This window comes from uncultured Barnesiella sp., assembly GCF_946496565.1.
Lineage (GTDB): Bacteria > Bacteroidota > Bacteroidia > Bacteroidales > Barnesiellaceae > Barnesiella > Barnesiella merdigallinarum.
The window spans coordinates 1-26,602 of the sequence record NZ_CAMMHD010000007.1; the positions used below are offsets into that span (position 1 = coordinate 1).

Sequence of the window (26,602 nt, forward strand, 5' to 3'; positions counted from 1 at the left end):
GCTGGATCTGAGGAAACTCAAGGCCTATAACCAGTTTATCTATCCCTTGGCGATGATACTGAACAGGAAGCTGTAAATCCTGATATGTCCTGATAATAGCGGTAACAGTTGCATAGGATGGCTGTTACCGCTTTGGATTTTATTGGCTGATTTCATTTTCGGCAAGGAATGCAAGATAGTCTGTTACAGCCTTATGGCATCCGGTAAAGTCGGGAGTACGGCGGCCTTTGTATTTCCTGAAACTGACGGTTCCGTTCCGGTCGATTGCTGCCACATGTCGGTTGAATGTCCCTTTGGTTCTGATATGGATGTCAAAGCCGTCCCTTCCTGTGATTTCAAGAAACATTTCTGCCGTTATTTTCTCACCGTTCAGGAATTTCCGTTTGTTTTCGTCGAGTTGTTGATGCCATCGGGATTCTTTCTCCTTTCTTTCCTGTTCTTCTTTTCTTTTCCGTTCCAGACGCTTTTCTTCCTGCCTTTTTGCATACGTCTCACGGGCCTGTACCAAGGGAGTGGAGTCAAGACCGAGGGCATTGAATACATGGACAGACAAGAGGGGGATGATTTTTCCATCCTCCGCATCCTTCAGGATGTTTTCAATCCAGTTCTTGCAATAGGCTGCCGCTTCTTCCCGGTGACCCTCCTTGTCAAGGATTCTGCGTGAATACTGTCCGCAGGAAAAATGGACATCACCAATCTTGCAAATCACGTGGAAACAGTCTTCACTTTCGTTTCCGTATTCGTTTTTTCTTGCCAGCGAGATGAATACATTCTCCGCATACGGCTCAAGTTCCATGTATGGGGCAACGATAGTGTTGCCGTCAAACTTGTATTTCAATACTTTTGTTTTCATATTTCTATTCTGTTTTTCTGTCGGTACATATTTCATCTATTATCTCTTTCTCTTTTCTCTCACCTTTGAGGAAGGCGAACAGCCTTTGGAAAAAGAATGTGTCATGGTCTGTCCCCAGCTGTGAGCTTTCCCTGTTCCGAGTGGCGCATATTGCAAACCGTCCCAGTCCGAGACTGTCCTGTGGCGGTACGATATGGAATGACAGATCTTCCGTACCGTTGATATGAACCCCGCCACGGTAGGTGTAGAAAGCCTTTGCGGCTCTACTGTCCGTATCAATGTCCACCCGGCTGTAGCCGCGGCGTTTCAGTTCTCTGATGATTTCCCTGTTTGTCATAATTGTATCTGTCTGATTGGATTTGAAATGTCCGGGTGTATGCTTCCCGTATTTGAGGATACGCCGTGTTCTGACATCCACTTCCGGTATGCCGTGGCATATTCCTGCCTTTCCCGTTCCAGACTGCTTTCCGTTTCCGGAGTATATCCGAGCAGACGTATGTATCCGCCGTTGCAGCCTGTCAGTTCGCAGCGCATTCCGGCTGCCTCCAGTTTTCCGATGCGTTTCTGTGCCGTCTTCGCACTAGAATATTCCTTGGGCCAGAAATAATGTTCTCCCTGTGAGCCGTAAAAGTCTTCTCCGAGTATCATTTCTCCGATATGTCTCCGGCTCTCGATGAAGCCGAAACGGGCCTTGCCCAGTGCCTGGCGCATTGCCTTGTGTGCCGATCCTTCGGGATGGCGGAACACTTCAGGACTGTCTTTTCCCGTAATCTTCGGCAGTTCCATCCGGTACGGCTGTCTGTAGCTGCCGATTCCGAGCGTAAGGTAGAAGTTGGTGTGGAAATAGTCCGTCATAGGGTCGCTTTCATCGAAATTGTATGACATCACAAAATCCCTGACGTTTGTCATCACCTCCTTGGCCCGGTCTGTCAGACTGTCCGATGCCTGGATGTTGTAGTGGTTGATGTCTCCCTGTACCTTGCCGGATTCTTTTGTAAAAGCCTCGAAGTCCGCTTTCATCAGCCGGACAAGGATTGAGCTGTATCCGTCCCTGCGGACTGAGAAGGTGTATCTCGGATAGGTCTCCTTGAGCCATGCCCTGACCAGTTCCGTGATTTCCGGCGAGGACTGTCCGGTATAGTTACGCCCTTTCCAGCGGTATTCATTGTACACGTACTCGGTGTATTCCCTTGCGGTGGCATCCTGATAGTCGTGTTCATACCCTGTAGCGGCAGAGGAGACACCAGGCCGGTCTTTCCATATCTCGAAAAGTTTCTCAAACTCGGTGTTCAGCTTTTGCATGAGGACAGTGTCACCACCCTTGTCGGGGTGGTGAAGCATTGCCAGTCGGCGGTATTCCTTCTTCAGGTCCGCCAGTGAGTGTATGTTCTGAAAATAAGTCATGATCGTAGATGTTAAAGTCCCGCGAGACGGTTGATGAAATATATCTGCCAGTCCTGGTCGAGTCCGAGGTTGCTGCACGCGATCTCGAAGTCTTCGCTTCTCAGGTCGTTGTCCTCCTGAAGTTCCTGCAGGTTCCTTATCTCGTCGTCCAGGTATTCCTGTGCCTCTTCCTTGCCGCAACTGCATGAGTTGCAGATCAGGTCAATGATGTTCCGTGTCATATCCGTTGCCTTTAGTTGTTTGTCAGGTATATGTCCCGTTTCCCGTCATAGCTTTTGCCGTTCCACCACTCATCGGCGGCATCGGCGAATGTCTGCCCGGAATCGTCTGAAGGGAAGTCGGACGCCTTGAGTCCGGTCAGGTATTCAAGAGCTTCGGTATTGTTGGACTTCCACCATTCCTGCATCTTTTCAAGAAAGGATTGTCTGGAGCAGGTCTCCACATTGTCCGCGCACCGGGAGCACCAGATGTCGTCGTCCACATCACTGTGGTATTCGTTCGTGTTGACGTCCACCCATGCCTGTATCTCAATCTCTGCAGAACCGCAGTCGCTGCATACCCGAATTCTTGAATCGTCAGGGAGCTTGCGTCTGGCCTTGCCGTCATATAGACTGACGGCCCGTTCCACCAGTTTTTCCCGGTAATGGTCCGTCAGTTCCGCATAGAACCGTTCGGAGGCTCCGAATACACCCTTGTCCGTCATCAGACTCCATTTTTCCCAAAAATGTGGGTACATTTCCTTGAAGACTGTCCTGCACTCTTCCTCACTCCAGGCATTCCACATGTAGTAGAAGAAGCTGGACACTGCATTTTCCGCTTGATATTTCATACTTCCGATTTATTTGAGGTTATACATTCTTGCAAAATGGCTGTTCACTTCGGGAATCCTTTTCTTGTAATAGGGCTGGTTGTCCCTGCACCAGTCCGCCAGTTCCTGTTTGTTCCTGAAAGGTTCCCTCCAGCTTTGCCCGCTCATGATCATTTCCACCTGCGGGGTCAGCTCCCTGATGAACGCTCCGACAGTCCATCCTTCCCGGACGTGTCTGTCCATATTGACTTTTGTTGCCATATCGTCTTTCATTTCAAGAGTTCCCGTTTGTATTTTCAAGTTGAAGCCTGACCGCTTCGTACATCTGATTAAGCCAATCTATGTTGCTGGCTCCAAGTTCGAAGGGAGCCTGGCTGCAAACCTCTTCCAGGCTGTCCTTTATTGTTGCCGTTACGGTAAGATGTTTGTCAGTAACCTCAATTCCCGTAACATAACATTCGTATGGATCAGCATTATCGTCGAACCAGATAATCCATACGGGGTCTTCTCCGTTATCGGTAAGTTTGATTTCTTTCAGGCCGTGCGCATCAAGCAGTTGTCTGATGGCCTCGATTATGTCCTTCCGCAGTTCTTCAATCCTGTCTCTGAAACACATGGCCGTGTATCTTACCTTGCCTTTATTGTTCCGTTCCCTGACAGAGAGGATCTGCATGTCGGGGTGAGAGCCGAAATTCCAGTCTGTCACCTCGTCATCATCGCGGGTAGTGTGGATATTGCCTCCCAATACCAGACCGCAGTCTTCCTCTACCATTCTTTCCGCCTCGTCGCGGTCTTCCGCCACGACCTTGTAGGTACCCTCGAAGGCGTACCTTACTCTTACTTCGTACTTTGCCATAATTCTTATGATTTGATTGTTGTTAAATGAATTGTTTATGAAGCGACAAGAGCTATCCTTTCACCGAAGAAGGAGTCGCATACCCCGTACACATGCTTGATGGAGCATTCATATTCTGACCTTTCGTTATCAAGACGGAATCGGAATCCGTGATAGTCCCTGACTTCCAGTTTCAGCCTGACATCCTTTTTGAGTTCCATCTCCAGGAGGCTTCCGCCGCCGTACATGGAGCTAAAGATGCCGCAGCAGTTGCCTTTGGGGATAATGACTTCCCCAAGCGAGAATCCGGCATAATAAAGTTCCTGCAGGTTTACCTTGCCGATATAGGTCAGCAGGTTGGCACCGCAGCAGGAGTTGATGAGTTCCTGGTAGAATTGCTCATAGGATACCTGTTCCTTGCCGTCCCTGTATTTTTTGTCTGGGAAACGGCCGTACACCGAGTAGCCTTTCTCCACCAGCATCTTCTTCACCTTGGCGGGATTGAGGTTCAGCGCGTCTATCATATCCCCGAAATAGGATTCCTTGTACCGGTATCCTTCCTGCGATTCCAGCCAGTTGGAATTGATGCAGTCGTAGTTGGACAGCATCTCGACACGCACGGGGATGTCATCCGTGTTTTTGAGAAGTTCTTTCAGCGTGTCAGAGTTGTTTCTGTCATAGATTTCTTCCCTGATTTCGTCTTCGTGTTCTTCAAAGAACTTGTCCACTTCCTCTTCCTCAAAGCCGTGGAAGCCGGTGCACTCATCCTTCAGCTTTGAGATGATTTCACGGACGCTTTCCCATTCGGCGTCACCGTACCATTCGTCCACTTTCTCCCACAGACTTTCACAGCTCCTTTCTTCCAGACACTTCTGGATGGTGTCACGGCAGTTGTCGAGATTGTCGTTGTAGTCCACCCATACCAGCGTGTAGGACTTGTCCATGAGCGATTTCATGAATTCCATTGTCAGTCTTTCCTGTTCTTCCATTTCTGTTACCTGTGTACGGCAGGATTCTGTTTCCCGTACATGTCGTTTATAAATGAGAAGAGCGACCTTTCGGCCGCTCCCTTGTCATTCGTTCTCTTGCTTGAGCCTTTCATATTTCTCTGTTTCCATTTCCGTCTCGCCGTCGAAGTGGAAATGTGCCGTATGACCGTATCCGGTTTTAGGCTCACCGCCGCATTTGTGCAGGGCGGTATCTATTTCCCAGTCGGTATCACCGATGCCGAGGGATATGTATGTCCCTCTGAGCATACAACCGACCAGCCTCAGTGCGGCATCCTTCCTTTGTTCCCTGCGGAGCCTGTCAAATGCCGCGAGCGCGATTTCCCGGTTGGGTATTTTTACCGTAGTTTCCATATCGTTTCATTTTCAGTTTGCCGTTTCCATGTCTTTTCCGTTGTCTTTCGCTGCCAGGACACCGAAAGGCAGGTCGAGTATCCTGTGGTTGAAACACAGCGTTGAATTGTAGTCCGTGCGTTGCCAGAGCGTGAAGCGGTCTCCAGCGAACGACCATCTGAAATAGCCTGACAGCGAACCGAACAGCGGATTGACGTTCCTGCTTATGAGGAAGCGGTTCACGTCCACGATGTGTCCTGCCGTCAGAATGATGTTCATTATCTCTACGAATGCCAGCTGCGAATACGGGTCGATGGGCATTACAGGTCCTTTGAAGTTGATTTCCATATCTTTTGTCTTTTAGTCATAATTGTCATCAAATATTTCGTACCGGAAAAGAAGCGTATCGCAGTAGCAGCTCGATACACCCGTGTATATCAGGGCGTCTTCTCCTGTGTCTGCGTCTTCTTCCGTTTCCATGACGGTGTCCCCGTACAGGTCGTGGTAATGTGATACCATCATGTGCGGGTCGTCCGTAGTGATGTCATAGCCGTAATGCCTGCTCCAGTTTATGAAAAACTCCGTTTCTTCCTCTTCGAGCCTTTCAAGGGCGTCCCTGATCTCGAAGAAGTTGGGACAGAGCCATTCACGGCTGATCAGCGTGTCCGGGATGTTCTCCCATCTGGGATACCGGTATTCCGGTTCCTTTTCCCCGGGGAACAGGTCGGAACAGGCGCACAGGAACTCACCCATGTCGCTGTAGTCGGACAGGTGCAGCCAGTAGTCCCTGTAATCCTTTATGTCCATGAGATGCTGTGTGGTCACGGCAATCTCTGCATTGTTCAGATCCATATTATTTTTCTTTTTATGTATGTGGAGCCCGGGGGTTCCATTCCACCGACTCCCAAAAGGTGCCGTGTCCCGGCTGTGCAGGGTTTTTCGGGAAAATACCGCAGCCACCGGCGAGGATGATTTTCCCGAAACCCGCCTGCGGCATGACCTTGCTCAGCCGAGTGGGACGCGGACTACCTTTGTCGGTGGGAATGGGACTTCCGGGCATCTCCATACGGTTCATGTTCATTCTGTTATTCGCTGGCTTCCCCAGCTGATGTGTATCTTGCCTTCGCTGTCCTGCGTGCGGACAAGCAGGCTGTCTATGACGGACATCGTGATGTCGAACTCCTCGAAGATCTCGGACTGCTCCTTTACCTCACCCGTCTTGATGAACTCGTTCAGACGCTCCTTGGTCAGCACCAAGGCCATCAGGTTCTGTTCGACCGAGTCTTCATAGGTGACGTAATGGACGTTCTTCATCTCTCTGGAGTCCAGACGGATGAAACGGAAATAGAACTGCTCCATACGTGGGATGTTCCATTGCAGGGATTCCAGTATCACGTCATTGCAGGTAGGTATGTTCACCGAGCTGCTCAGGCTCTGCTGCGTGCATATCAGGATACCGTTGATGGTGGAGTCGAACTCCGTCACGATTTTCTGACGTTTCCTGAAGGCCACGTCTCCCTTGACCACGAATACCGGCCTGTCGGGGAAATGTGCCCGGATATAGCTCTCGTAGAGGTCGAAGGCCGCCAGCGTGGTGCACCCGATGGCCACTTTGCCCGGTATTGTCCTCACGAGCCTTTCGATATAGCGGGTCTTGGAGGGATATTCGTCGCCGTAATATCCCTCTATCAGGTGCGGGACCGAACAGGCCTTGATAAGCAGCTTGATCTGCCTCATGAGTCTCAGCCCCGCATCCTTTTTCGTGTCTCCCGTGCTGTTGTAGTACAGTTCGCAGATGCGGCAGAACTCCTCGATGATGACACGGTACACCTTGTGTTCTCCTTCCGAGGGGCGGACGGTATGCGTACGTACCCGGTATTTCTCTCCCGCAAAATCCCTGAATTTACGGGTGATGACCGTCTTGCCGATAAGTTCGGAAAGCTCGTCCTTGTTGTAGACATCCTGGTTCTGTTTCTCTATGCCGAAAACGGTGGCTTTCCCCGGGCAGTGACAGGCGCGGAAGAGGACGTGTCCCCTGAAGGCGGGAAACGGTGTCCCGTAATCCGGGTTGTTCTCTTCCTCTATTTCGTGGTCCCTGTTCTCGTGGTAGACCTGCGGGCTCCAGCATATCATGTTTACGGAGTTGTTGTAGAGCAGTTCGAACTGGCTGTACAGCTCCGCGATGTTGTTGCGGGTGGTTGTTCCGGTATCGAGGATCTTGTATCTGATTCTTCTGAAGATGCACAGGACGTTCCTTGTGCGCTGTGACGTGGGATTTGTGATTTCGTCCGACTCGTCGAAGACCAGGCACAGTTTCCCGCAAGTGCGTCTGACGAAACGCATCAGACCTTTTTTCAGCTTGCCGAGCATGGAAGTGGAAACGACAAGGAAGGTTCCTTCCGGTACATGGTCGAGGTCTCTGAGGTTTTGTATTGTGCGGAACCGTTCCTTGTTTACAGTCAGGAACGGCACCCAGGTCATATTGGTGGCGATGGCCGGTGCCAGTATGATGACATTCCTTGCTCTCCGGAACTTGAGCAGGTATTTCGCCCGGTGATAGACGGCGGCGGTCTTGCCCGAACCTTGCTGCCAGTTCAGCAGGGCATAGCGTTTCTGCAACACGAGGTTCAGGTCGTGTTTCTGCAAGTCCGTGAATTCGCAGACTTCACCGTCCTTGTTGATGAATGTGGTGCGGTCCAGGTATTCCTTCAGGCCGGCATCTTCCCGCATTTCCGCAAACTGGAGATTCTGGGTCTCGTATTGCCTCTGTTTGCGCCGTATCAGTTTACTGGCGGCACGGATCTGCCGCATGTTCTTTTCTGTGACGTTTTCCGGCATCGGGAGTTCGGCCCTTCCGAGTATGAGGTCGTTGATGCCTGCGGCCTTGTGCGTGACCTTGTCAAGCAGACGCGGGGCATATTGCTTCAGCTTGAAGCCGTAGGATGTCTTCACCAATGCCACTTCCTTGCGCGGCACCACGTTCTGCGAGGTGATGTACCTGCGGATGATGCCGAGAACCTTGCCGGTGGTCAGCTTCTTGCGTTCCCATTCCTTTATCTGTTCCCGGGTGGCATTTTCCGGCGGTTTCTGGTTGCGGAATTTGGACACCAGCGCCTCCGCCTTTTCGACATGCCTGTTCAGCACGGCATGGGCTTTCAGCTCGTACATGTATTTGGCGAGCCTGTACTCGAACTGTTCCAGCTCTTCTTTGTCTATATGGTTGCACTCCCGCATCAGCTGGAGGCGCAGCCGGTGTTTCATTTTCCGCACTTCGGCTATGCGTTTCTTCAGCTCATCCATGCTGACAAACTCTTCCGCGTTGTAGGGCTGCATTTCAATATGGAGGGAACGGCGGAGGAATACCATGATTTTTGTTGCGAAATTCTGCACACCCACCGTAGAGAAGGCTGAATGTTCCAGCCTGGTCTGGCCGATGAAGGAGAAATTCGAGTTGATTTTCGCCACGCGTGTCTTTTCCCAGAACTCGTTCTGCATGAAGGAGAGAGGGACGATGACCATCAGGATTCCGGCAGGGTTGAGCACGTCATAGGCCTTGTCCATGTAGAATTCCTGCGACAGCCTGTAATCAAATTTCAGGTTGAAGGGCGGATTTCCGACAATGATGTCGAAACGCTGTTCGGGATTGTACAGCTGTATGTCGCATTTCTCGATATGAGCTTCCGGGTAGAGGTATCTGGCAACGGCCACCGCCTTGCCGTCAATGTCGAATCCGTAGGCATTGTGCAGGTTGGGCAGATGGTTGAAGAAGTTGCCCATGCCGCAGCACATGTCAAGTACCATTTCCGCCGATGTCGGAGAAAGGGTCTCCACCATGCTCCGGCATATGTCGTGCGGGGTGAAGAACTGTCCCATCTCGAATTCCTTCTTGGCCTCGGCGTATTCATGGTAGCTGGTGAAATCCGACTGCCTGAGGTTGTGCAGTCCTCCGGTTCCCGTGTAGCAGTTGTAGATGCTTTCCTTCGGAACGAGGTCCTTGCCGGAGTCTATGGCGAAAAGGATTTTCTCGTTGATCTCGGCACGCCTGTCCTGAGGAATCTGTTGGGGTATGATGGCATACATGTCTTTTCTTTTTTAATGGTTGGAAACGAAGACACCCCGCAAGGATGTCTTACGGGGTGTCTGAATAAGTATTTCATGAATCACTCTTCTCTGAGTGTGATTTCATCCAGCCGCAGCCTTCTGTAGCAGTTCTCTGCGGCCTGGCTGTCCTTGAAGCGTACGTCGATGCGTCCGTTCTTGTAGAACTTGATCTGTTCTGCGTTGCTCAGGGTGAGGTTGTACCATTCGGTTATATCCACATCGCGTCTGTCAAGGCCGATGACCATACCGCTTGAACCGTTTATCACGTCATCCGCCCCGTATGCGATACCTTCGCAGAAAATGTCCAATTTCCTTCCGCAGTCATACGAGAACTCATATTCCCGGTGGTATTCCAGATGGATGCTGTCCCAGGACACGATGTCAGGGAAAGTTATCTTGTCCTTTTTCAGTTCGGGCTTCACCTTGCTCCAGCGGGAAGGCTGTACCGTTTTCAGGAAACGGGCCAGCAGTTCTTCCTCTGCGGTCTCACGGAAACTTTTTCCGCCGAGGTGTTCAATGACCATGTCCACGTAAGTCTGGTAGACCGGACGGAATCCCATGCGCATGGCCTTCTCGTCGATTACAGGAATGGGGACGTCTACATTGTAGGTCCTGTTGAAATAGGAAATGATGCGATTCGCGAAATTCGCGTTGGCATTGCAGTTGTTGTCCGCAAGCTCGTTGATGAGGTCAAACGGTTTGAATTCGTTGTGGGTATAGTCATCCTCCCCGCTGTTGTTGAAATAGAAATTCCGTATGGAGACCTTACCGTTATCCTCATACTTGAAGCTCTTGATTTCCCGGTACCGTTCCGCTTCTTCCTTGAAGATGGCATACCAACGGTCGATACGGTCAAGCGTCTTGTAGAGCTGGTCCTGCTGTAGCTGGCAATACTGCCTGTCCTGTTCTGTAATCTTGTCCTCGTTCCTTACTTGCACGTTCAGGATACCTGTGAGCAGGTCAGTGTGGCTGCCTGCTGTTCTTGTTGCTGTTGTCTGCATAACTGTATTGTTTTAGAGATTGTCAATTTCGGGTTTGATACGGTAACAGTAGGTGATGTGGCTGTCCATGTCCTTGACCAGCTTGACCTGTTCGGGATAAAAGTTGAGACGCCGTTCCACGGCCTGGACATCTATTTTGTCCCACTCGTGCTGCGGCAGGAACCGGTTCTCATGACGGAAACACCAGAGAACGATATGGTTTTCCTGGTTGCCCTTGAACACGGTCCCTTCATAGTCCTTCAGGAACTGTAGGAAGTCCTCTTCGGTCCTGAAAGCCTTGTCGAAGCCTTGGTACAGGTTACGTGCGTCCGGACCCGTGTTTTTTGTCAGATAATACTGTCTCCAAGTCTCAGTGGTGAAATCGCCGTAGAGAGGGTCAGGTTCGGAATAGGACCATAACGGCACTTTTGCCGTGAATGCGACGGCACCGTTGGCGCACGCACCGCAGTTGCCCCAGTCTTGGAATATCCCTTCCGTCCATCTGACGAACTTCAACTGGAGGGGGTCAATATGGTGGAAGGATCCTCCGCTGACACTTAAACCGATACCGTCATACTCTTCCCATATGAAAGGGATATAGGGGATTTCACAGATGGAAATCAGTCCGTCCGTATTTTTGCGTTTCTCGATGAGGGCGTTGCCGTAATATTTCCCGTATCTGTCCACATAGATGAGTCTGTCACCGACCTGTGGAATCTTTTCAGAGCGTGTCCTTTCTATCAGTTCCACATAACCGTTGGCCATATCCACGTCCTGCTGTGTCAGCCAGTGTTCATGATCGTACAGAATGTTCAGTGGTTTGAGTGTTTCCACCGTGTACTTGTTCTTTGTTGCCTGTAACATAACATTTGATTTTTTGTTAGTCCGGCTTCTGGGGCCGGAGTTCCCATAACTACAGGCTTAAAAAGGTCGTGTTCCGTACATGCAAGACTTCGGGAAAAAATACCGCAAGCCCTCCGGGGCGAGGATGATTTTTTCCACGAACCCGAAGGGCTTGGCCTTGCTTGTACGGGAAGAACACGAATTACCTTTGCCTGTGGTTATGGGGACTCGGCTACGGTATGCTCGTTTTTCCCGATATGTTTTTATTCCGTAAGATTGCAGCCGTTTATATGGCCTTTTCAGAAAGAAATGTTATCTTTGCAGGTGAGATAAAGAGTTATTTGAAAGCATGAGAAATATGGCGGTTCGGAACAGTCCGGCTTTTTCTTATCCATTGCCCGTTCTCGTGCGAGTTTTATCCAATCTGTTGATAGTCAAATAAAACCTACCTGATTACAACAAATATAGCGAAAGATGAGAGCAGAGGCAAATGGAAAACGCAGTTTTCAACATTTGACCATGCGGAGCCGCCTCCTGTATTCTGTAAATATAGTGAAAGGCGAGGAACGAATAAGATAGGAAACCTTATTTTTCTCCGTAATGCCCTTTGAGCGAAACCACAAATACGGTAACGATGTCGTCGTCGATTCGATAAATGAGTCGGGAACCTTTGTCGATGCGTCTGCTCTAAAACCCTTGCAGGTTACCTTTCAGAGCCTCGTCCTGCCCGGTACCGGTTGTGGGGTGCTGTTGCAACTCTTCGAAGAGGGAGACTATTTTCTGGAGTGTTTTCTTTTGCCCCGATTTTTTCCACGCAAGCAAATGTTGTTCGGCTTCGGGAGTAAGTATCAATCGGTAATTCATAACTCTAGGAGTTTCTTTATCTCCTCTGTCGTGCAGGTTCTACCTTTGCCGGCTTTCATTTCGTTTATTCCTCGCTTTACCGATTCCATGTTTTCGGGGTTGTCGAACCACGTGTCGCCCGAGGGTGATGGGTTTTCGCTCACCTCTATGTTTATGCTGTTGGCTTTTGAAATGAGCAGTTGTTCGATATAGGCTTTCAAACTCTTCCCTTGAGCTACGGCCATTATCGACAATTTTTTCAATGTATCCACGGGGAGGTCTATGTTTTTTCTCTTTAATGTAGTCTCCATGTCTTTTCTCCTTTCTGTATGTAGCAAAGATATATCATATATATCATATATACAATATATCGTAGTGTATACAAAAAAACCACCTTCGAGAAAGAAGGTGGTTTTTTGTTGTCCGGGAAGGATTCGAACCCTCACAGGCGGAACCAGAATCCGAAGTGCTACCATTACACCACCGGACAAGCTTTGTTTTTGTTTTGCGACTGCAAAGTTGCAATTTTATTTTTATATGGCCATCATTAGAGGCACAAATTTTCTCGTGTTTAATATTTTTTTACACTTCATCCTCTCAACGGGAGAGCCGATTCGATTACCTGATACGACTCTTTCATCAGCCGGTCGAGGTCATGTCCTTGATTCTTATCGGGATAGATGGGCGGATGTATGGTGAGGATGATTTTTCCCGGTTTGAAGTTGTAGGTGGTGCGGGGCATCACGGCGAAGGCTCCGTCGATGGTGAGGGGTACCACGGGGAGCGAAAACTCTACGGCCAGCTGGAAGGCTCCGCGTTTGAAGGGACGCATGGCACCGGTCCAGGTGCGGGCTCCCTCGGGGAATACGACGAGCGACATGCCGCCCTGCAGGGTGGCTTCGGCCTGTTGCAGGGTCTCTTTCACACCGCTGGGGGTGGAGTTGTCGACAAAGATATGGCCGGCGGCGGCGCAGGCGCTCCCCACGAAGGGGATGTGGCGCAGGCTCTTTTTCATCATCCACTTGAAATTGTGGTTGAGGTAGCCGTAGATGAGAAATATGTCGTAGGCTCCCTGGTGGTTGGCCACGAATACATAGGAGGTATTTTTGTCGATGTTTTCGCGCCCGCGTACTTCGATACGTACCAGCGAGAAGATGCAGAAGAGCCGCGACCAGATGTGGGCGGGGTAGTAGCCCCAGACGTTGCCTTTGCCCAGGCGGCACCCGATGAGGGTGATGATGGCGGTGAGCAGGGTGAGTACGAGCAGGATAGGCATGGCGATGAGCCACTGGTATAGGAATGTAAGGATACGTAACATGGACTGTTTCTTTTTCGTTTGATGTGGTTTGGTTGCAAAGATAGTGTACCCCCGAGGTAGAAACAAATTTTAAGACGATGAATTGATGGCCGGGGTGTGTCGTGTCGGCTCCGGACCAGGTTGTCGGACATAAGAAAAGGCGGCTTTGCGGGCCGCCTTTTCAGGAGTTTGTGCAGACGAGGTTTATTTCGTTTTGGCTTCTACATCGGGGGCAATGAGTTTGTAGCCCTTGCCGTGGATGTTGATGATTTCGATCGACGGGTCGTCTTTGAGGTGTTTACGCAGTTTGGTGATGTAAACATCCATGCTTCGTGCGTTGAAGTAGTTGTCGTCGATCCAGATGGTCTTGAGGGCGAAGTTCCGCTCGAGAATCTCGTTGACGTGAGCGCACAGGAGGCTGAGCAGCTCCGACTCCTTGGTGGTGAGTTTGGTGCTTTTGTCGTCGATGGCGAGAACCTGTTTCTGGGTATCGAAGGTGAAGCGTCCGATCTTGTACATGGTCACCTCTTTGCCCTTCTTGCCCTTTACGCGGCGCAGGATGGCTTCGATACGGAACACGAGCTCTTCCATGCTGAAGGGCTTGGTGATATAGTCGTCGGCACCGATTTTGAAACCTTCGAGGATGTCTTCTTTAAGCGACTTGGCAGTCAAGAATATGATGGGGACTTCGCTGTTTACGGTACGAATCTCTTGGGCCAGTGTGAATCCGTCTTTTTTAGGCATCATCACGTCGAGCACGCACAGGTCATATTTGCCTTTGAGGAATGCCTTGTATCCGCTTTCACCGTCGGAGAAGAGGTCGGCGGCATAGCCTTTGGCTTGCAGATACTCTCTTAACAGCATGCCCAGATTCTCATCATCTTCGCAGAGTAGAATACGCAATCTTTCTTCCATAATCATTTGTTTTTTATTAGTGGTAGTGTAATTATAAATGTCGAACCTTGGTTAATCTCGCTCTCTACGCGGATGTCGCCCTTGAGGTCGGTGATGATTTTGTGGACGTAGGCGAGGCCCAGTCCGAAACCTTTCACGTCGTGGCGGTTGCCGGTAGATACGCGATAGAACTTGTCGAATATCTTTTTCAGGTCTTCCCGTTTGATGCCTATACCGTTGTCGCGAATCGAAATCTCGACCTTGTCGCCGATGGTGCGGGTGCGGATGAAGAGCGAGAGGGGCTCCTCTTCGCGGCGGTATTTCACGGCGTTGTCGAGCAGGTTGAAGATGACGTTGGTAAAGTGCATCTCATCGACCGATACGATGGCATCTTCGGCTTCGAGGTCGGCGTCGATTACGCCGCCATACTTCTCGACCTTCAGTTTGAAGGTGCTCATTACGCTGGTCACGATGTCGTTCACGTCGACGTTGTGCAGTTTCATCAGCGTCTTCTGCCGGTCAAACATCGACATCTGCAGCACCTTCTCGACCTGGAAGCGCAGCCGCTTGGTCTCGTCGTTGATGACGCCCGAGATGTGCTGGAACAGGGCCGGGCTCTTGGCCACCGAGGGGTCGTTGAGCATCTGGGCCGCCAGCGATATGGTCGAGATAGGGGTCTTGAACTCGTGGGTCATGTTGTTGATAAAGTCGTTTTTCATCTCGGTGAGCTTCTTCTGGCGGAAGGCTACGATGATGGTAAACAGGAAGGTTACCAACAGGATGAAGGTGAAGGCAAACGAGGGTATCATGAACTTGACCGAGCTCGATATGTAGTTCCGCTTGGTGGGGAAGTAGACCTTCAGGTAGTTGATACGGGCCGGCGGATCGTTGGGGAAGATGGCCTGGGTGAAGAGGTTCCCTTCGATCTTGGGATCGTACTGGTTGGAACTGTAAAGAATCTTTTCGTTCTTGTTGTAGATGGCAAACTGGAACGGCAGGTTGAGCCCGTTGTTCTCAAACTCCGATTTCAGGTAGGTCTCGAGTTTCTTGATGTCGATACGCTCCATCACGGGCCGCGTGCTGGCCTTGCTGAGCATGTTGAGTATCACCTCGTTGAGCAGTCCCTTCTGGTAGAGGTATTGTCCCTTGCGGGCCTCTTGCATGTTGCGGTAGGTGCTGATGAGGGTGTTGTGGCCCTTGGGCTGCGGAGCTGCCGGGGTGATGATGGTGCTCGTCTGCTCGCGGAAAGAGAAGCTCGCCACCGAACCGTCGGGCGACACGATGGAGAACTGATGGTGCGTAGTGATGTCTTGCTGGTCGTTTCTCTGTTCGTAAGAGGAGAGCATTTTCTTTTCCTCTTCTTCCAGGTACTCGTCCAGATAGCGTTGCGTTTCGTCCAGTTCGAGGCTTGTCGATACCGCATACAGGCTCCGTTTAACGGCTTCGGTAAATTGCTCGTTCCTCATTTTTATCATGTTCTCCATATACATGATTTGTATATAGAGCAACCCGATAAACGTGAGTGCCATAATGATGGCCAGTAGCCAGATTGTTGACTTTTTCATTGCGTTTGCCTCTTTGTTTTTTCCGGTTGAACGGGTGCGGTGCTTGTGTTTTTTACATCATTTGCACAAATTTATTACATAAACACCGAATCCGCTATTTTTGTTTTATTTTATGAAAACCTATAAAAGCTTATTGTTTAACACTTTCCTGCAAATTTAACAAATAAGTGTTTATATGCAAAAAAGCCACTGGGAAAAACCAGTGGCTTTTTAATTATTTAACAAAACGGGGCTTTATTCGTCGGTTTGTTCAGCTTCGTAGGCCTTGAGCAGCTTCTCTTGAACGTCGGAAGGAACGAGTTCGTACGAGGCGAATTTCATCGAGAACGACGAGCGGCCGCCGGTAATCGAGCTGAGTGCGGTCGAGTAGGACGACATCTCTTTCAAGGGTACCTTGGCGGTAATCTTTTCGAAACCCTTTTCGCTGGCCATACCCATGATGATGGCGCGGCGCCCTTGCAGGTCGCTCATCACATCGCCCATGACATCCGACGGGGTGAGCACCTCTACGTCGTAAACGGGCTCGAGAATCTTGGGCCCGGCGTTGCGGAAGGCTTCGCTGAAGGCGTTGCGGCCGGCCAGGCGGAAGGAGATTTCGTTCGAGTCTACCGGGTGCATCTTACCGTCGTAGATACATACACGCACGTCGCGGGCATACGAGCCGGTGAGGGGGCCTTGCTCCATGCGGTCCATCAATCCCTTGACGATGGCCGGGATAAAGCGGGCATCGATGGCACCGCCCACGATACAGTTGCAAACCACCAGCTTGCCGCCCCACTCGAGGTCGATGGTCTGGGTGTCGCGCACGTTCATGCGGTACTCCTGGTTGTTGAACTTGTAGGTGTCGGGAGCCGGCATACCTTCGTAGTAGGGCTCGACGATGAGGTGAACCTCGCCGAACTGTCCGGCACCACCCGACTGTTTCTTGTGGCGGTAGTCGGCACGGGCAGCCTTGGTAATGGTTTCGCGATAGGGGATGCGCGGCTCGATGAATTCGACAGCGAGTTTGTCGTTGTTTTCGATACGCCATTTGAGGGTGCGCAGGTGGAATTCGCCCTGTCCCGAGACGATGGTCTGTTTCAGCTCTTTCGATTGCTCGATTTGCCAGGTGGGGTCCTCTTCGTGCATGCGGGTGAGGATTTCGCTCAGCTTCTCGGCATCGGCCTCGTTGACCGGCTTGATGGCCCGCTGGTATTTGGGAGCCGGGTATTTGATGAAGTCGAAGTGATATTCACAGCCTTTGGCATTGAGGGTGTTGCCCGTGCGCACGTCTTTGAGCTTGACCGAAGCGCCGATGTCGCCGGCCTGGAGTTCTTCGACCGGGGTGCGTATCTGGCCGCACACGCAGAAGAGCTGGGCCAACCGCTCGCGGCCGTCGCCACGATCTACGTTCACGAGGTCGTCGCCCTGATGTACCGTACCCGACATGACTTTGAAGTAGGAGACCTCGCCGATGTGGGGCTCGACTGTTGTCTTGAAGCAGAAGAGGCTCGTGGGGCCGTTGGCGTCGGGGGCTACCTCTTCGCCTGCAGTGTTCACGGGTTTGGGCATCTCCGATACGAAGGGAACCACGTTGCCGAGGAACTCCATCATACGACGCACACCCATGTCGCGCAGGGCGCTCACACAGAATACGGGGTAGATGCTGCGCGTTACCAATCCCTTGCGGATACCTTCGCGCATCTCGTCTTCGGTCAAGGAGCCTTGTTCGAAGAATTTCTCCATCAGGGTCTCGTCGTTTTCGGCAGCGGCTTCGACCAGTTTTTGATTCAGTTCCCGAGCTTTTTCCATTTCGCTTTCGGGAATGTCCGATATGGTGGGCTTGCCGCCTTCGGGCGACCAGCTATACATTTTCATAAGCAGTACGTCGATCATGGCGTTGAACGACGGTCCGCAACTGAGCGGGTATTGCACTTGAACGATTCGGTTGCCGAATGTCTCGCGCATCTGGTGGATTACGTTTTCGTAATCGGCCTTTTCGCCGTCGAGTTGGTTCATGGCGAAAAGAATGGGTTTATTCAGGCTTTCGGCTGTACGGAAGATGTTTTGAGTTCCTACCTCGACACCGTATTGCGAGTCGATGACGATGACTCCCGTATCCGTTACATTGAGGGCGGTGATGGCGCTACCCACGAAGTCGTCGGCTCCCGGGCAGTCGATCACGTTTAGTTTCTTTCCTAAAAATTCGGCATAAAAAACTGTGGAAAATACCGAGTATCCATACTCTTTTTCCACAGGGAAATAGTCCGATACGGTGTTCTTACCTTCGACGGTCCCGCGGCGTTTTATTACACCACACTCGTAGAGCATAGCTTCTGCGAGGGTGGTCTTACCCGAGCCTTTACTTCCCAAGAGGGAGATGTTTTTGATTTCGTGAGATTGGTAAACTTTCATGATATTAAAGTTTTTTGATAAAACAAGAACGCTTGTAGCGCGTTTGAAACAAAGCGTTCGCAAATTAGAAATTATATTCCGAAAAAGCAACGGTGCAAACTATGTTACAAAACATTGTTTGTGAATCGAAGTTTTGTACTTTTGCACCTTGATGGCTGGTATCTATATACATATTCCGTTTTGTACGAGTCGCTGTGTCTATTGCGACTTCTTTTCGTCGACCGACTCGTCGTGGCGCGGGCGCTATGTCGAGGCGGTGTGCCGCGAACTGCAGTTGCGTCGCGACGAGCTGGGGGGAGAGCCGGTGTCGACCGTCTATCTGGGCGGGGGGACACCCTCGACGCTCACGGTGGCCGAGCGGGCCCGACTGTTCGACGCCCTCTCGACGGTGGTCGACTGGGGGGCGTGCAGCGAGGTGACCCTCGAGGCGAATCCCGATGATGTGACTCCCGAGTTTGTCGCGTCGCTGGCCGATACGCCGGTCAACCGCTTGAGTATGGGTGTGCAGAGTTTCTCCGATGCCGACCTGGCCTTCCTGCGCCGGCGCCATACGGCCCGGGGGGCTGTCGAGGCGGTGGAGCTTTGCCAGGCGACCGGCTACGACAACCTCAGCATCGACCTCATCTATGGACTGCCGGGCCAGACCCCCGAGGGATGGCAGGCCAATCTGCAACAGGCGGTATCGCTGGGCGTGCCGCATATCTCGGCTTACAGTCTTATTTATGAGGTGGGCACGGCCCTGTGGCGCATGCGCGAGCGGGGCGAGGTGAAGGAGTGTGACGAGGAGTTGTCGCTGCGGATGTTCGACGAACTGATAGACCGGCTGGCCGCTGCCGGATATGAGCACTACGAGATTTCCAATTTTGCCCGCGACCGGCGGTATGCCCGGCACAATACCTCGTACTGGACCGGGGTGCCCTACCTGGGGCTTGGTGCGGCGGCTCACAGCTACGACGGTCGGGTGCGGCGCATCAATCCCGCTTCGTTGCGCAGGTATGTCGAGGCTGTCGAGTCGGGGCGAACGGCCTGCGACGAGGAGTGCGAGAGCCGCGACAGCCTCTACAACGAGCGTATCCTTACCTCGCTGCGCACCTGCTGGGGTCTCGATTTGGAACGGTTGCGGGCCGACTTCGGCGAGGAGCGTCTGCAATATTGTCTCGAGCAGGCACAGCCGCACTTGCGGGGCGGACGGCTCGCTATCGACAACGGTGTGATGCGTATTACCCGCCAGGGTATCTTCACCTCCGACGATGTGATGAGCGACCTCTTCTGGGTCGATTAAGGGGTGATGTCTCTTTCTCTCTGCTTACAGCTTCAGCTTATAGCCAAATGAAATAAAGGTGTTGAGTTGCTGGGGAGCCGTGCTGATGAGGTGCTCCTCACGCACCTTGCACTCGATGGCGTTTTTGCTGTCGATGCGGTATTCGACTCCGGCGTCGTACCATACCCGGTCGAACTCACCGGCGTGGCTGCCGTTGAGCATGAGGAATATGTCGGCGTGGAAGAAGGGGGTCCAGCGACTGTCGGGGATGGCGTAGCTGAAGAGCAACTTGTTCCGCCACTTGTTCACCGGTTTGCTGGTGCCCACCGTGTAGGTCGACTCAAATCGCGAGCTGAGCGACATGGACCACCGGTTCACCGGGTAGGAGAAGGTAGCCCCCAGGTGGTACCGGTTGCGGTTCTTGTAGGTGCCCGGGGGAGTCTGCTGGTTCATGTAATAGTAGAGCACGTTCAATTTCAAATACTTGGGTATGGCGGTATACGATACCGTGAAGATGGGCATGTAGCGCTCGTAGTATTTGCCCAGAGTCCATACGTTTTGCTGCAGTTGCAGGTTCACCCGGCCGAACTGTTTCGACACGGTGAAGTTCCACAACGAGCCCACCTGACTGTTGTATTCCCGGGCATGGGCCTCCGGGGCGGTGCAGGACAGCAACAGGGCTGCAGTGAGGATTGATTGGTAGAAAAACCGTTTCATGCTTATTCGTGATGATAAGGTTCGTTGTTGAGAATAGTCATGGCCCGGTAGAGTTGTTCGGTGAAGATGAGGCGAATCATCTGGTGCGAATAGGTCATCTTCGAGAGCGAAATCTTTTCGTGAGCCGTCTGGTAGATGCGGTCGGAAAATCCGTAGGGGCCCCCCACGACGAAGACCAGCCGTCTGGCCACGTTGGCCATCTTCTTTTCGAGATAGGCGGCAAACTGCATCGAGGTGAACTCCTTGCCGTGCTCGTCGAGCAGCACGATGTAGTCGCCGGGCTGCAGCGCCTTCAGGATGAGGTCGGCCTCCCGTTCCTTCTGCTGGTCGGTGCTGAGGCTTTTGGTGTTGCGCAGTTCGGGGATGACAATCGTCTCGAACGGCACATAGTGCGCAAGCCGTTTGCTGTACTCCTCGATGCCTGCGACAAAGTACGGTTCCACCGTTTTACCCACGACCAGTAGCGATATTTTCATGCTGTTTTGTAAATTTTCTGCAAAATTACTATAAACAAAGAGTAAAATCAAACTTGTTTTGCTCTTTCCCTTGTGTTATCTTTGCGGTTGTTTAAAAAATATAAAAACAGAAAGATATGAAAACTACCGAGCAGTTGGTCGACGAGTTGATCGACCTGGCATTTGCCGAGGATATAGGCGACGGTGACCACACGACCTTGTGTTGTATACCCGCAACGGCCATGGGAAAATCGAAATTGCTGATTAAGGAGCCCGGCGTATTGGCCGGTGTAGAGGTAGCCCGCGAGATATTCCACCGCTTCGACCCCGAGTTGAAGATGACCGTCTATATCGAGGATGGAGCCGAGGTGAAACCCGGCGATGTGGCTTTTGTAGTCGAGGGGCGTATCCAGTCGCTGTTGCAGACCGAGCGCCTCATGCTCAACGTGATGCAGCGCATGAGCGGTATCGCCACCATGACCCGCCGCTATGTGAAGCGGCTCGAGGGGCTGCACACCCGCATACTCGACACCCGCAAGACCACCCCGGGCATGCGCATGCTTGAGAAGGCTGCCGTGAAGATTGGCGGCGGGGTGAACCACCGCATCGGGCTCTTCGACATGATTCTGTTGAAAGACAACCACGTCGACTTTGCCGGCGGTATCGAGAACGCCATTACTCGTTGTCACGAGTATCTGAAGGAGAAAGGCAAAGACCTGAAGATCGAAATCGAGGTGCGCAATCTCGATGAGCTGCGCGAAGTGATGCGCGTGGGCGGCGTCGATCGCATCATGCTCGACAACTTCTCGCCCGAACTCACCCGCGAGGCGGTGAAAATCGTCGGCGGCAAATATGAAACCGAGTCGTCGGGCGGTATCACCTACGACACCATCCGCGACTATGCCGAGTGTGGCGTCGATTTCATCTCGGTGGGAGCACTCACCCACTCGGTCAAGGGGCTCGACATGAGCTTCAAGGCTTGTTAAGAGAACAATCGTTTTATCAATAGGCGAGGGTGACCCAAAAGTCAAAGACTTTAAAGGGTCATCCTTTTTTGTTTGGATTACGCCAGATGGTCACAATGAGAGAATGAATGCGTGAGAGTGAGTGTGGAGGGGAGAAAAAATTAAGAGGCCGACCCAAAAGAGATTTTGGGCGGTCTCTTTGTTTTCTGCCTTGTGCCGCGCGGTAGGGGATGCGTGGCTCTGCATCCAGGGGGAGGTCCTGCATGTTCCCGGGATAGGACTATGTATTTAGGTATATTTATTATTGAAAATGAGGTAGATATGATTCGTAGCCCTAAAAGTAGGCCCAAAAAGGGCTATGGTATTTTAAGGGTGAATATGGATATTTGCAGAAAAATCAACATTTATTAGTATTCACCTTAAATATTAAAAACTATGTATTGTCAAAAATGTGGAGCTAACCTTGAAGAAGGTTCGGTAGCTTGCCCCAAATGTGGAACACCTACAGGAATCAATAGCGATGTAAAGTCGGGAGCCAGTGAGAAGAGCCGTTTGGTTGCTTTCCTCTTCTGTTTCTTTTTAGGTAGTCTGGGTGCACACCGTTTCTATGTAGGGAAAACGGGAACGGCCATAGCGATGTTGTTCACGCTCGGTGGATTGGGTATCTGGACCTTCATCGACTGGATCATGATTTTGGCCGGTAAGTTCACCGACAAAGAGGGGCGTACCTTGCTGAATTGGTAAGACGAACAGAAATCTGCTTGAACCGTGAGATGTTTGATGGCGTGTCACGGGTAATTTATCCCCAATCTGTAATATAAAGGCAGTAAAGACAAAATCTAAATAACTATTTGTATTAAACAAAATTATCAAATTAAACAAAACTATTATGAAAAAGAGTCTTTTTGTATTTGGACTTGCCGCTATTGTGGCTATGATGGCATCCTGTTCGGGATCTGATGGTTCCAAAATTAAACCCACAGATACTAAATTCCTTTCGGGAACCGTGTCAAAATGTTTGGTTGTAGCAGATCAACCTGCCGAGCTGAGCATCGTAGAAGATGAAGATAGTACTAAGTACATCCGCCTCAAGGTTACCTTGCAGATGGTAAGAAGTGGTCTTAAGAATGTGGACCCCAATGATATTGACTTTGAGGATGTTTATAATGGAGCTGAGATTAATCTTTTAGATGAAAATGAAACAGCTCTTTTCAACTTGGGTGTAAGATACGACGATTGGCTAAAACTGAAGAACCTCCTTACAGGAGATGAGGGGAGTACAGCCGATATAATTTTTGGATGTTCATATAACGAAGCTGAGGACGCTAAAGACTTTGAAAAAGTTACTCAGTTTACTCCTTATGAAGCTGCCAATATAGTTATAGAAAACGAAGATGGCGAGGAGATTGAATGGGATGGCAGTTCTGACTTTTCCAGCGACGCAGCAGTTTCCAGCGATAGCGGTTCAGAAGACTGGGATGCTCTGTTGGATTCCTATGAAGAGTATGTCAATTCGTATGTTTCGATGTTGCAGAAAGCAAGTGCCGGTGATATGTCGGCCATGACCGAGTCTGCCAGCTTCTTACAGAAGTCGCAAGAACTTACCAAAAAGTTGTCGAGTGCTACCAGTGGAATGTCTGTATCTCAGGTAAACCGCTACAATCAGATTAACCAGAAGATGCTTCAGGCTGCACAAAATATGCACTAATCTTTTTGTCCTTCATTAGAGCAGCTAACTTCAACATACAATAACAGCTATTCTTATTCAGGGGGCTGTTGTTCCATGGGTGATATAATTCATGTCACACAAGTCAAGGCGAACTCCAAACTCGGGTTTGGGGTTCGTTTTGTTTGTATATCAGGGTTTCAACTGATTGATGACTCGTATAATCGAGTCGCGTTGTGCGGGAGGTAAGGTGTTGATGGAAGGCAGCGAGGAGCACAGCGAGTCGATGGTGCTATGTTGGCGGGTGTATACCGCAAATGCCACATCGGTCTCTTCGGCCACTGTGCCGTCGGGGTGTGGCGGATATTTCTGCACAATCGATTTCAGGTAGGGCATCGTGAATCTGTAATAGGGACCGGCGTACATGATAGCCATTTCCTTGTATTTCTGTTTTTTTATCTGGGCAATTGCCGGTTCGTAATAGGGGGCGAATTCTTTTTCGAAACGCTTGCGGAGCACTTCCCGGCGTTGCAGCTTTTGGGCGAGTCGGGCCTGCTCGGTCTCCTGGGTATAGGAGGCTACTTTTTCGACAATCTGCTTTTCGGTTTGGATAGAGTCCTGCAGGGTCTGTGCCTTGATTTTATTGGCCGTTTTCTGATATACCGAGTCGATGCCTTGGGTAATGCGTTGCTCGATTTGCATCGTTTCGTTGTGCCGATGGATAAGGGATGCCGTGACCGATGCGGCCACGATGAGCACGGCGGCGACCGATGCAATGATGAGCGGCTGGCGGTCCCGGCGTTTGATCAGGGCACGCAGGGCCTGTATGTTCCGGGGCCGTTCCGACGGGTCTGTCTGGCTGCACCGGCGGGCTATATGCACATATTTGCGGCCTCCGAAAATCAGGTTTATCAGGCGGCCGAGCGTGAAGATGTCGGAGCTCGTCCCGGCCGACCCGGTGCCGTTGAGAATCTCGGGGGCGGTGTATCCGTCGGAGCCGCCGATGTAGCCTTTGTAGGCGCTGTCGGCGCTGGCCGAGAACCCGAAGTCGATGATGTGGGCCGCCTTGTTGCCGTTGACAATGATGTTGTCGGGCTTCAGGTCGTTGTGTATGATGCCGCGGTGGTGCAGGTAGTCCATCCCATCGAGAATGTCGTTGAGCACCGACTTGCGCTCATCCAGAGTGGGATTGGTCGCCACAAATTCGTCGAGCGTCAGGCCGTCGATATACTCCATGACAATGGCCGGCCCCACGGGGGTACTGGGGTTGAACTCCAGGGTGTTGACAATGCAGGGGTGATTCAGGTTACAGGACAGCTCGTATTCCCGGCGAAGAATCTCGAGCAGCATCGAATCGTCGGCAACCGGTGTCTTGAGGATAATATACTTGGTCCCTTTCTGCGCCTTGTAGATGCGGAACATGCGCCCTTCGCTGATTACCCCGAGAATGGTTATGGATGTATCGGTTGGCTCCGTTTCCAGGTATGTAGGCTTGGAATATATCCTCATGATTCGCTATTTGTAGTTCGGGAGTAAATATAGCGATTATAATGAGAGTCTGAAAAATATGGTAATAGAAAATTGGCGGACAGGCAATAATCGGTGAGCGGTGCGATGCCGTTACCGGGTGGTAAACCCGGATTACAGTTTCTCGAGAATGGTCAGCCCGTTGTCGAGGCCCATGGCATATCGCTGGCACAGTTCGCCCCCATGTACCAGATTGTCGACAAAGAGCGGATAGTGTTTCATCAGTATGCTGCACTCGAAGCTGTCGCCGTTTTGCAAGGTGGAGTTTTTGCAGTCGATGGCCTTGAATGTGCGACCGCCCTGAAATTCGATGATGCACACGCGGTTGGGCAGCCACCCGATGCGTAGCCGGTCGCCCGGGGCGAGTTCCTCGACCCGGATGGAGTGATGGCTTTGCAGGATGTCCGATTCGGTTTTGGAGTCCTGTTTCAGATGGCTGCAGAATGCCTCCCAGTGGTTGAACCCGATGTAACGGCATAGCACGTCGAGCGTGCGGGTATAGGTGGTGCTATACCCTTTGATGCACCCCCAGAGGCGGCGCAGGGTGTTGTCGGCCAGATGTTCGTTGGTGACACGTTCAATCTCTGCACCGAAAAGGGTAAAGTCGGATCGGCTCTCTATCTTGTGACCGAAACGCTTTTCTGCAGCTATCTTCAGGGCTGCTATTTGAGGTAAATCTGTTTGTACTGCCATATCAATAGCGAAGATAGATAATAATCTTTACAGAAACCAAACAGATGCAAACAAAGAACCAAAAAGGACCGCGAATTTGCAAAGTTTCTCAAAATGTGGTGGCTGCAGCCGTTTTATTGGGGTGGATGTTTATTGTCTTGGTTATCTGGGTTATCCTTTTGGTCGTATGGCCGGATGGGAGTGGATATTCCCCTTTTTATTGGCCGGTGTGGGTCCTTCTATGTCCGGCTTCGATAGCCGGCCAAAAACGAGAGACTGATTTTGAATTGAGCCGGGGAGGAAGTAATATAAGGAGCGGCAGGGCCCATATACACTTCGAGGCCGCACTCGTTTGCCGGGTACAGCCTCGAAATGAGATTTATTTGTCTTTGTTTTACAGGATTCCTAATTGTTGAGCACCAGGCGGAATACCATATCCTCGGGGCGCTGTTGGGCAAAGTCGCTGTATTGCACATAGAAGGCCACGCTGCCCGGCATGTAGTCGTAGGTATAGGTCTCGGTCCAGAGCATCTCCTGGCCGCTCTGGGCGTCGGTGCTGCCCCGGTGTATGGTGTAGGGCAGGGGGGTGATGACCTCGTCGTTGGTGCCCGGCGATTGTACCAGGTAGCCCAGCACGTAGCCGTTGAGGTAGAGGTCGTCGGTGATGTCGGCATTTTGGAATACATACATGTAGTAGGTGTTGAGCCCGTCTTCGGTGGTGACGAGTTCCCAGTCTTGCGACTTCACGGTGTAGGTGTAGTATTTCCAGTACATGCCTTCGCCCGGTACCCCCTGCGGACCTTGCGGACCCATGGGACCCTCGCAGGAGAACAGAGCTAAACTTATGATAACCAATAATAAAAGCTTTTTCATTGTCTCTTTTCGAATTAACGGTTTGGATAACAGATTGGAACGGAGGCTCTTGCGGGTTGTCGCCGCGTGCCGTACGTGACCGAGACTCCCTGTTCCTTTCGCAAATATAACAAGGAGTTGCAAAAAACAGTTCTGTTTTCGGAGAATTTAATTTTTTTAATGAACCGCGATGGTGCGTGGGGTGTATGCGAGAGGGATAATGTCGTAGACGAGTGTGTCATGTGCGGTTTGCGAACAACTGTTGCACTCTGTGTGTTTTATTAAAAATACCGATTTGTTATAAAATACTTATGTTCATGCCAAGGGTGC

At 51.2% G+C, this 26,602-nt stretch carries 29 protein-coding genes and 1 tRNA gene; 4 read left to right on the plus strand and 26 right to left on the minus strand.

Translation table 11 applies throughout. The features are described 5' to 3' along the window. Positions 1-139: 139 nt before the first annotated feature. The 21 genes from Q1K76_RS04940 to Q1K76_RS05040 form a co-directional block, all read right to left on the minus strand. Complete coding sequence (locus Q1K76_RS04940) at positions 140-853, minus strand: hypothetical protein (protein ID WP_300131491.1); 714 nt, start codon at positions 851-853, stop codon at positions 140-142. A gap of 4 nt (positions 854-857) precedes the next feature. After that, entirely contained in the window at positions 858-1,190 is a 333-nt protein-coding gene (locus tag Q1K76_RS04945) for a hypothetical protein (protein WP_300131494.1), read from the minus strand. Beyond that, the gene (locus tag Q1K76_RS04950; protein WP_300131498.1) at positions 1,187-2,257 is read right to left on the minus strand and encodes an LPD29 domain-containing protein; all 1,071 of its coding nucleotides are present in this window, start codon (positions 2,255-2,257) and stop codon (positions 1,187-1,189) included. Before Q1K76_RS04950 ends, Q1K76_RS04945 begins: the two co-directional genes overlap by 4 nt. 11 nt (positions 2,258-2,268) lie before the next feature. Beyond that, a complete protein-coding gene (locus tag Q1K76_RS04955) occupies positions 2,269-2,478 on the minus strand; it encodes a hypothetical protein (protein ID WP_300131501.1) in 210 nt (69 codons plus the stop codon). Positions 2,479-2,489: 11 nt separating this feature from the next. Further along, positions 2,490-3,086, minus strand: coding sequence for a hypothetical protein (locus Q1K76_RS04960; RefSeq protein ID WP_300131503.1), 597 nt, complete (start codon positions 3,084-3,086; stop codon positions 2,490-2,492). A gap of 9 nt (positions 3,087-3,095) precedes the next feature. Further along, positions 3,096-3,326: a hypothetical protein gene (locus Q1K76_RS04965; RefSeq protein ID WP_122121518.1), complete on the minus strand. Its 231-nt coding sequence runs from the start codon at positions 3,324-3,326 to the stop codon at positions 3,096-3,098. 13 nt (positions 3,327-3,339) lie between these two features. Next, positions 3,340-3,921, minus strand: coding sequence for a hypothetical protein (locus tag Q1K76_RS04970; protein WP_300131506.1), 582 nt, complete (start codon positions 3,919-3,921; stop codon positions 3,340-3,342). 35 nt (positions 3,922-3,956) lie between these two features. Further along, the gene (locus Q1K76_RS04975) at positions 3,957-4,889 is read right to left on the minus strand and encodes a hypothetical protein (RefSeq protein ID WP_300131508.1); all 933 of its coding nucleotides are present in this window, start codon (positions 4,887-4,889) and stop codon (positions 3,957-3,959) included. Between the two features lie 84 nt (positions 4,890-4,973). Next, positions 4,974-5,261, minus strand: a complete 288-nt coding sequence (locus Q1K76_RS04980) for a hypothetical protein (protein WP_300131510.1) — start codon at positions 5,259-5,261, stop codon at positions 4,974-4,976. Between the two features lie 12 nt (positions 5,262-5,273). Next, on the minus strand, positions 5,274-5,588 hold the full coding sequence (locus Q1K76_RS04985; RefSeq protein WP_300131512.1) for a hypothetical protein: 315 nt from the start codon (positions 5,586-5,588) through the stop codon (positions 5,274-5,276). A 12-nt stretch (positions 5,589-5,600) separates the two neighbouring features. Beyond that, positions 5,601-6,092, minus strand: a complete 492-nt coding sequence (locus tag Q1K76_RS04990; protein ID WP_300131514.1) for a hypothetical protein — start codon at positions 6,090-6,092, stop codon at positions 5,601-5,603. A 225-nt stretch (positions 6,093-6,317) separates the two neighbouring features. After that, positions 6,318-9,320, minus strand: coding sequence for an N-6 DNA methylase (locus Q1K76_RS04995; RefSeq protein ID WP_300131517.1), 3,003 nt, complete (start codon positions 9,318-9,320; stop codon positions 6,318-6,320). An 80-nt stretch (positions 9,321-9,400) separates the two neighbouring features. Then, entirely contained in the window at positions 9,401-10,342 is a 942-nt protein-coding gene (locus tag Q1K76_RS05000; RefSeq protein WP_300131520.1) for a hypothetical protein, read from the minus strand. 12 nt (positions 10,343-10,354) lie between these two features. Continuing rightward, positions 10,355-11,185: a DUF4121 family protein gene (locus Q1K76_RS05005; protein WP_300131523.1), complete on the minus strand. Its 831-nt coding sequence runs from the start codon at positions 11,183-11,185 to the stop codon at positions 10,355-10,357. 666 nt (positions 11,186-11,851) lie between these two features. Further along, positions 11,852-12,028: a type II toxin-antitoxin system YoeB family toxin gene (locus tag Q1K76_RS11880; protein ID WP_346701973.1), complete on the minus strand. Its 177-nt coding sequence runs from the start codon at positions 12,026-12,028 to the stop codon at positions 11,852-11,854. Then, positions 12,025-12,279, minus strand: a complete 255-nt coding sequence (locus Q1K76_RS05015) for a hypothetical protein (RefSeq protein ID WP_300131525.1) — start codon at positions 12,277-12,279, stop codon at positions 12,025-12,027. Before Q1K76_RS05015 ends, Q1K76_RS11880 begins: the two co-directional genes overlap by 4 nt. A gap of 147 nt (positions 12,280-12,426) precedes the next feature. Further along, a tRNA-Gln gene (locus Q1K76_RS05020) sits at positions 12,427-12,497 on the minus strand. 99 nt (positions 12,498-12,596) lie between these two features. Beyond that, on the minus strand, positions 12,597-13,325 hold the full coding sequence (locus Q1K76_RS05025) for a 1-acyl-sn-glycerol-3-phosphate acyltransferase (RefSeq protein ID WP_087408548.1): 729 nt from the start codon (positions 13,323-13,325) through the stop codon (positions 12,597-12,599). Between the two features lie 183 nt (positions 13,326-13,508). After that, complete coding sequence (locus Q1K76_RS05030; protein ID WP_087408547.1) at positions 13,509-14,219, minus strand: response regulator transcription factor; 711 nt, start codon at positions 14,217-14,219, stop codon at positions 13,509-13,511. A 2-nt stretch (positions 14,220-14,221) separates the two neighbouring features. Next, positions 14,222-15,763, minus strand: a complete 1,542-nt coding sequence (locus Q1K76_RS05035) for a HAMP domain-containing sensor histidine kinase (protein ID WP_300131529.1) — start codon at positions 15,761-15,763, stop codon at positions 14,222-14,224. Between the two features lie 234 nt (positions 15,764-15,997). Beyond that, the gene (locus Q1K76_RS05040) at positions 15,998-18,157 is read right to left on the minus strand and encodes a translation factor GTPase family protein (protein WP_087408545.1); all 2,160 of its coding nucleotides are present in this window, start codon (positions 18,155-18,157) and stop codon (positions 15,998-16,000) included. Between the two features lie 151 nt (positions 18,158-18,308). Here Q1K76_RS05040 and hemW point away from each other — a divergent pair, with 151 nt between their 5' ends. Beyond that, the gene (gene hemW / locus Q1K76_RS05045; RefSeq protein WP_298663869.1) at positions 18,309-19,439 is read left to right on the plus strand and encodes a radical SAM family heme chaperone HemW; all 1,131 of its coding nucleotides are present in this window, start codon (positions 18,309-18,311) and stop codon (positions 19,437-19,439) included. Between the two features lie 24 nt (positions 19,440-19,463). On the opposite strand, the gene Q1K76_RS05050 is transcribed toward hemW, so the two are convergent. Both Q1K76_RS05050 and rlmH read right to left on the minus strand, forming a co-directional pair. After that, complete coding sequence (locus Q1K76_RS05050) at positions 19,464-20,135, minus strand: DUF2490 domain-containing protein (protein ID WP_300131532.1); 672 nt, start codon at positions 20,133-20,135, stop codon at positions 19,464-19,466. Positions 20,136-20,137: 2 nt separating this feature from the next. Next, positions 20,138-20,611, minus strand: coding sequence for a 23S rRNA (pseudouridine(1915)-N(3))-methyltransferase RlmH (gene rlmH, locus Q1K76_RS05055; protein ID WP_087408543.1), 474 nt, complete (start codon positions 20,609-20,611; stop codon positions 20,138-20,140). A 116-nt stretch (positions 20,612-20,727) separates the two neighbouring features. On the opposite strand from rlmH, the gene nadC reads away from it, so the two are divergent. The 3 genes from nadC (at position 20,728) to Q1K76_RS05070 (ending at position 23,263) form a co-directional block, all read left to right on the plus strand. After that, complete coding sequence (gene nadC / locus Q1K76_RS05060; protein WP_300131534.1) at positions 20,728-21,576, plus strand: carboxylating nicotinate-nucleotide diphosphorylase; 849 nt, start codon at positions 20,728-20,730, stop codon at positions 21,574-21,576. Between the two features lie 414 nt (positions 21,577-21,990). Beyond that, positions 21,991-22,299, plus strand: coding sequence for a TM2 domain-containing protein (locus Q1K76_RS05065; protein ID WP_087408541.1), 309 nt, complete (start codon positions 21,991-21,993; stop codon positions 22,297-22,299). Between the two features lie 145 nt (positions 22,300-22,444). Further along, the gene (locus tag Q1K76_RS05070) at positions 22,445-23,263 is read left to right on the plus strand and encodes a hypothetical protein (RefSeq protein WP_300131536.1); all 819 of its coding nucleotides are present in this window, start codon (positions 22,445-22,447) and stop codon (positions 23,261-23,263) included. 150 nt (positions 23,264-23,413) lie between these two features. Here Q1K76_RS05070 and Q1K76_RS05075 read toward each other — a convergent pair whose 3' ends face one another. The 3 genes from Q1K76_RS05075 to Q1K76_RS05085 all read right to left on the minus strand — a co-directional run bounded on the left by Q1K76_RS05075 (position 23,414) and on the right by Q1K76_RS05085 (position 26,293). After that, a complete protein-coding gene (locus tag Q1K76_RS05075; RefSeq protein ID WP_300131538.1) occupies positions 23,414-24,730 on the minus strand; it encodes a protein kinase in 1,317 nt (438 codons plus the stop codon). A gap of 132 nt (positions 24,731-24,862) precedes the next feature. Then, entirely contained in the window at positions 24,863-25,441 is a 579-nt protein-coding gene (locus tag Q1K76_RS05080; protein WP_300131541.1) for a hypothetical protein, read from the minus strand. A gap of 384 nt (positions 25,442-25,825) precedes the next feature. Then, positions 25,826-26,293: a hypothetical protein gene (locus Q1K76_RS05085; RefSeq protein ID WP_258327380.1), complete on the minus strand. Its 468-nt coding sequence runs from the start codon at positions 26,291-26,293 to the stop codon at positions 25,826-25,828. Positions 26,294-26,602: the final 309 nt, after the last annotated feature.

Bases quoted from the DNA above. Each gene is read 5' to 3' on its own strand.
- Q1K76_RS04950 (WP_300131498.1), bottom strand. From the start codon at position 2,257: ATGACTTATTTTCAGAACATACACTCACTGGCGGACCTGAAGAAGGAA.
- Q1K76_RS05085 (WP_258327380.1), bottom strand. From the start codon at position 26,293: ATGAAAAAGCTTTTATTATTGGTTATCATAAGTTTAGCTCTGTTCTCC.
- Q1K76_RS05005 (WP_300131523.1), bottom strand. From the start codon at position 11,185: ATGTTACAGGCAACAAAGAACAAGTACACGGTGGAAACACTCAAACCA.
- hemW (WP_298663869.1), top strand. From the start codon at position 18,309: ATGGCTGGTATCTATATACATATTCCGTTTTGTACGAGTCGCTGTGTC.
- Q1K76_RS04970 (WP_300131506.1), bottom strand. From the start codon at position 3,921: ATGGCAAAGTACGAAGTAAGAGTAAGGTACGCCTTCGAGGGTACCTAC.
- Q1K76_RS04940 (WP_300131491.1), bottom strand. From the start codon at position 853: ATGAAAACAAAAGTATTGAAATACAAGTTTGACGGCAACACTATCGTT.
- Q1K76_RS05025 (WP_087408548.1), bottom strand. From the start codon at position 13,325: ATGTTACGTATCCTTACATTCCTATACCAGTGGCTCATCGCCATGCCT.
- nadC (WP_300131534.1), top strand. From the start codon at position 20,728: ATGAAAACTACCGAGCAGTTGGTCGACGAGTTGATCGACCTGGCATTT.
- Q1K76_RS04985 (WP_300131512.1), bottom strand. From the start codon at position 5,588: ATGGAAATCAACTTCAAAGGACCTGTAATGCCCATCGACCCGTATTCG.
- Q1K76_RS04995 (WP_300131517.1), bottom strand. From the start codon at position 9,320: ATGTATGCCATCATACCCCAACAGATTCCTCAGGACAGGCGTGCCGAG.
- Q1K76_RS05075 (WP_300131538.1), bottom strand. From the start codon at position 24,730: ATGAGGATATATTCCAAGCCTACATACCTGGAAACGGAGCCAACCGAT.
- Q1K76_RS05080 (WP_300131541.1), bottom strand. From the start codon at position 25,441: ATGGCAGTACAAACAGATTTACCTCAAATAGCAGCCCTGAAGATAGCT.
- Q1K76_RS04965 (WP_122121518.1), bottom strand. From the start codon at position 3,326: ATGGCAACAAAAGTCAATATGGACAGACACGTCCGGGAAGGATGGACT.
- Q1K76_RS04945 (WP_300131494.1), bottom strand. From the start codon at position 1,190: ATGACAAACAGGGAAATCATCAGAGAACTGAAACGCCGCGGCTACAGC.
- Q1K76_RS05065 (WP_087408541.1), top strand. From the start codon at position 21,991: ATGTATTGTCAAAAATGTGGAGCTAACCTTGAAGAAGGTTCGGTAGCT.
- Q1K76_RS04980 (WP_300131510.1), bottom strand. From the start codon at position 5,261: ATGGAAACTACGGTAAAAATACCCAACCGGGAAATCGCGCTCGCGGCA.
- Q1K76_RS04955 (WP_300131501.1), bottom strand. From the start codon at position 2,478: ATGACACGGAACATCATTGACCTGATCTGCAACTCATGCAGTTGCGGC.
- Q1K76_RS11880 (WP_346701973.1), bottom strand. From the start codon at position 12,028: ATGAATTACCGATTGATACTTACTCCCGAAGCCGAACAACATTTGCTT.
- Q1K76_RS05030 (WP_087408547.1), bottom strand. From the start codon at position 14,219: ATGGAAGAAAGATTGCGTATTCTACTCTGCGAAGATGATGAGAATCTG.
- rlmH (WP_087408543.1), bottom strand. From the start codon at position 20,611: ATGAAAATATCGCTACTGGTCGTGGGTAAAACGGTGGAACCGTACTTT.
- Q1K76_RS04975 (WP_300131508.1), bottom strand. From the start codon at position 4,889: ATGGAAGAACAGGAAAGACTGACAATGGAATTCATGAAATCGCTCATG.
- Q1K76_RS05000 (WP_300131520.1), bottom strand. From the start codon at position 10,342: ATGCAGACAACAGCAACAAGAACAGCAGGCAGCCACACTGACCTGCTC.
- Q1K76_RS04990 (WP_300131514.1), bottom strand. From the start codon at position 6,092: ATGGATCTGAACAATGCAGAGATTGCCGTGACCACACAGCATCTCATG.
- Q1K76_RS04960 (WP_300131503.1), bottom strand. From the start codon at position 3,086: ATGAAATATCAAGCGGAAAATGCAGTGTCCAGCTTCTTCTACTACATG.
- Q1K76_RS05035 (WP_300131529.1), bottom strand. From the start codon at position 15,763: ATGAAAAAGTCAACAATCTGGCTACTGGCCATCATTATGGCACTCACG.
- Q1K76_RS05050 (WP_300131532.1), bottom strand. From the start codon at position 20,135: ATGAAACGGTTTTTCTACCAATCAATCCTCACTGCAGCCCTGTTGCTG.
- Q1K76_RS05070 (WP_300131536.1), top strand. From the start codon at position 22,445: ATGAAAAAGAGTCTTTTTGTATTTGGACTTGCCGCTATTGTGGCTATG.
- Q1K76_RS05040 (WP_087408545.1), bottom strand. From the start codon at position 18,157: ATGAAAGTTTACCAATCTCACGAAATCAAAAACATCTCCCTCTTGGGA.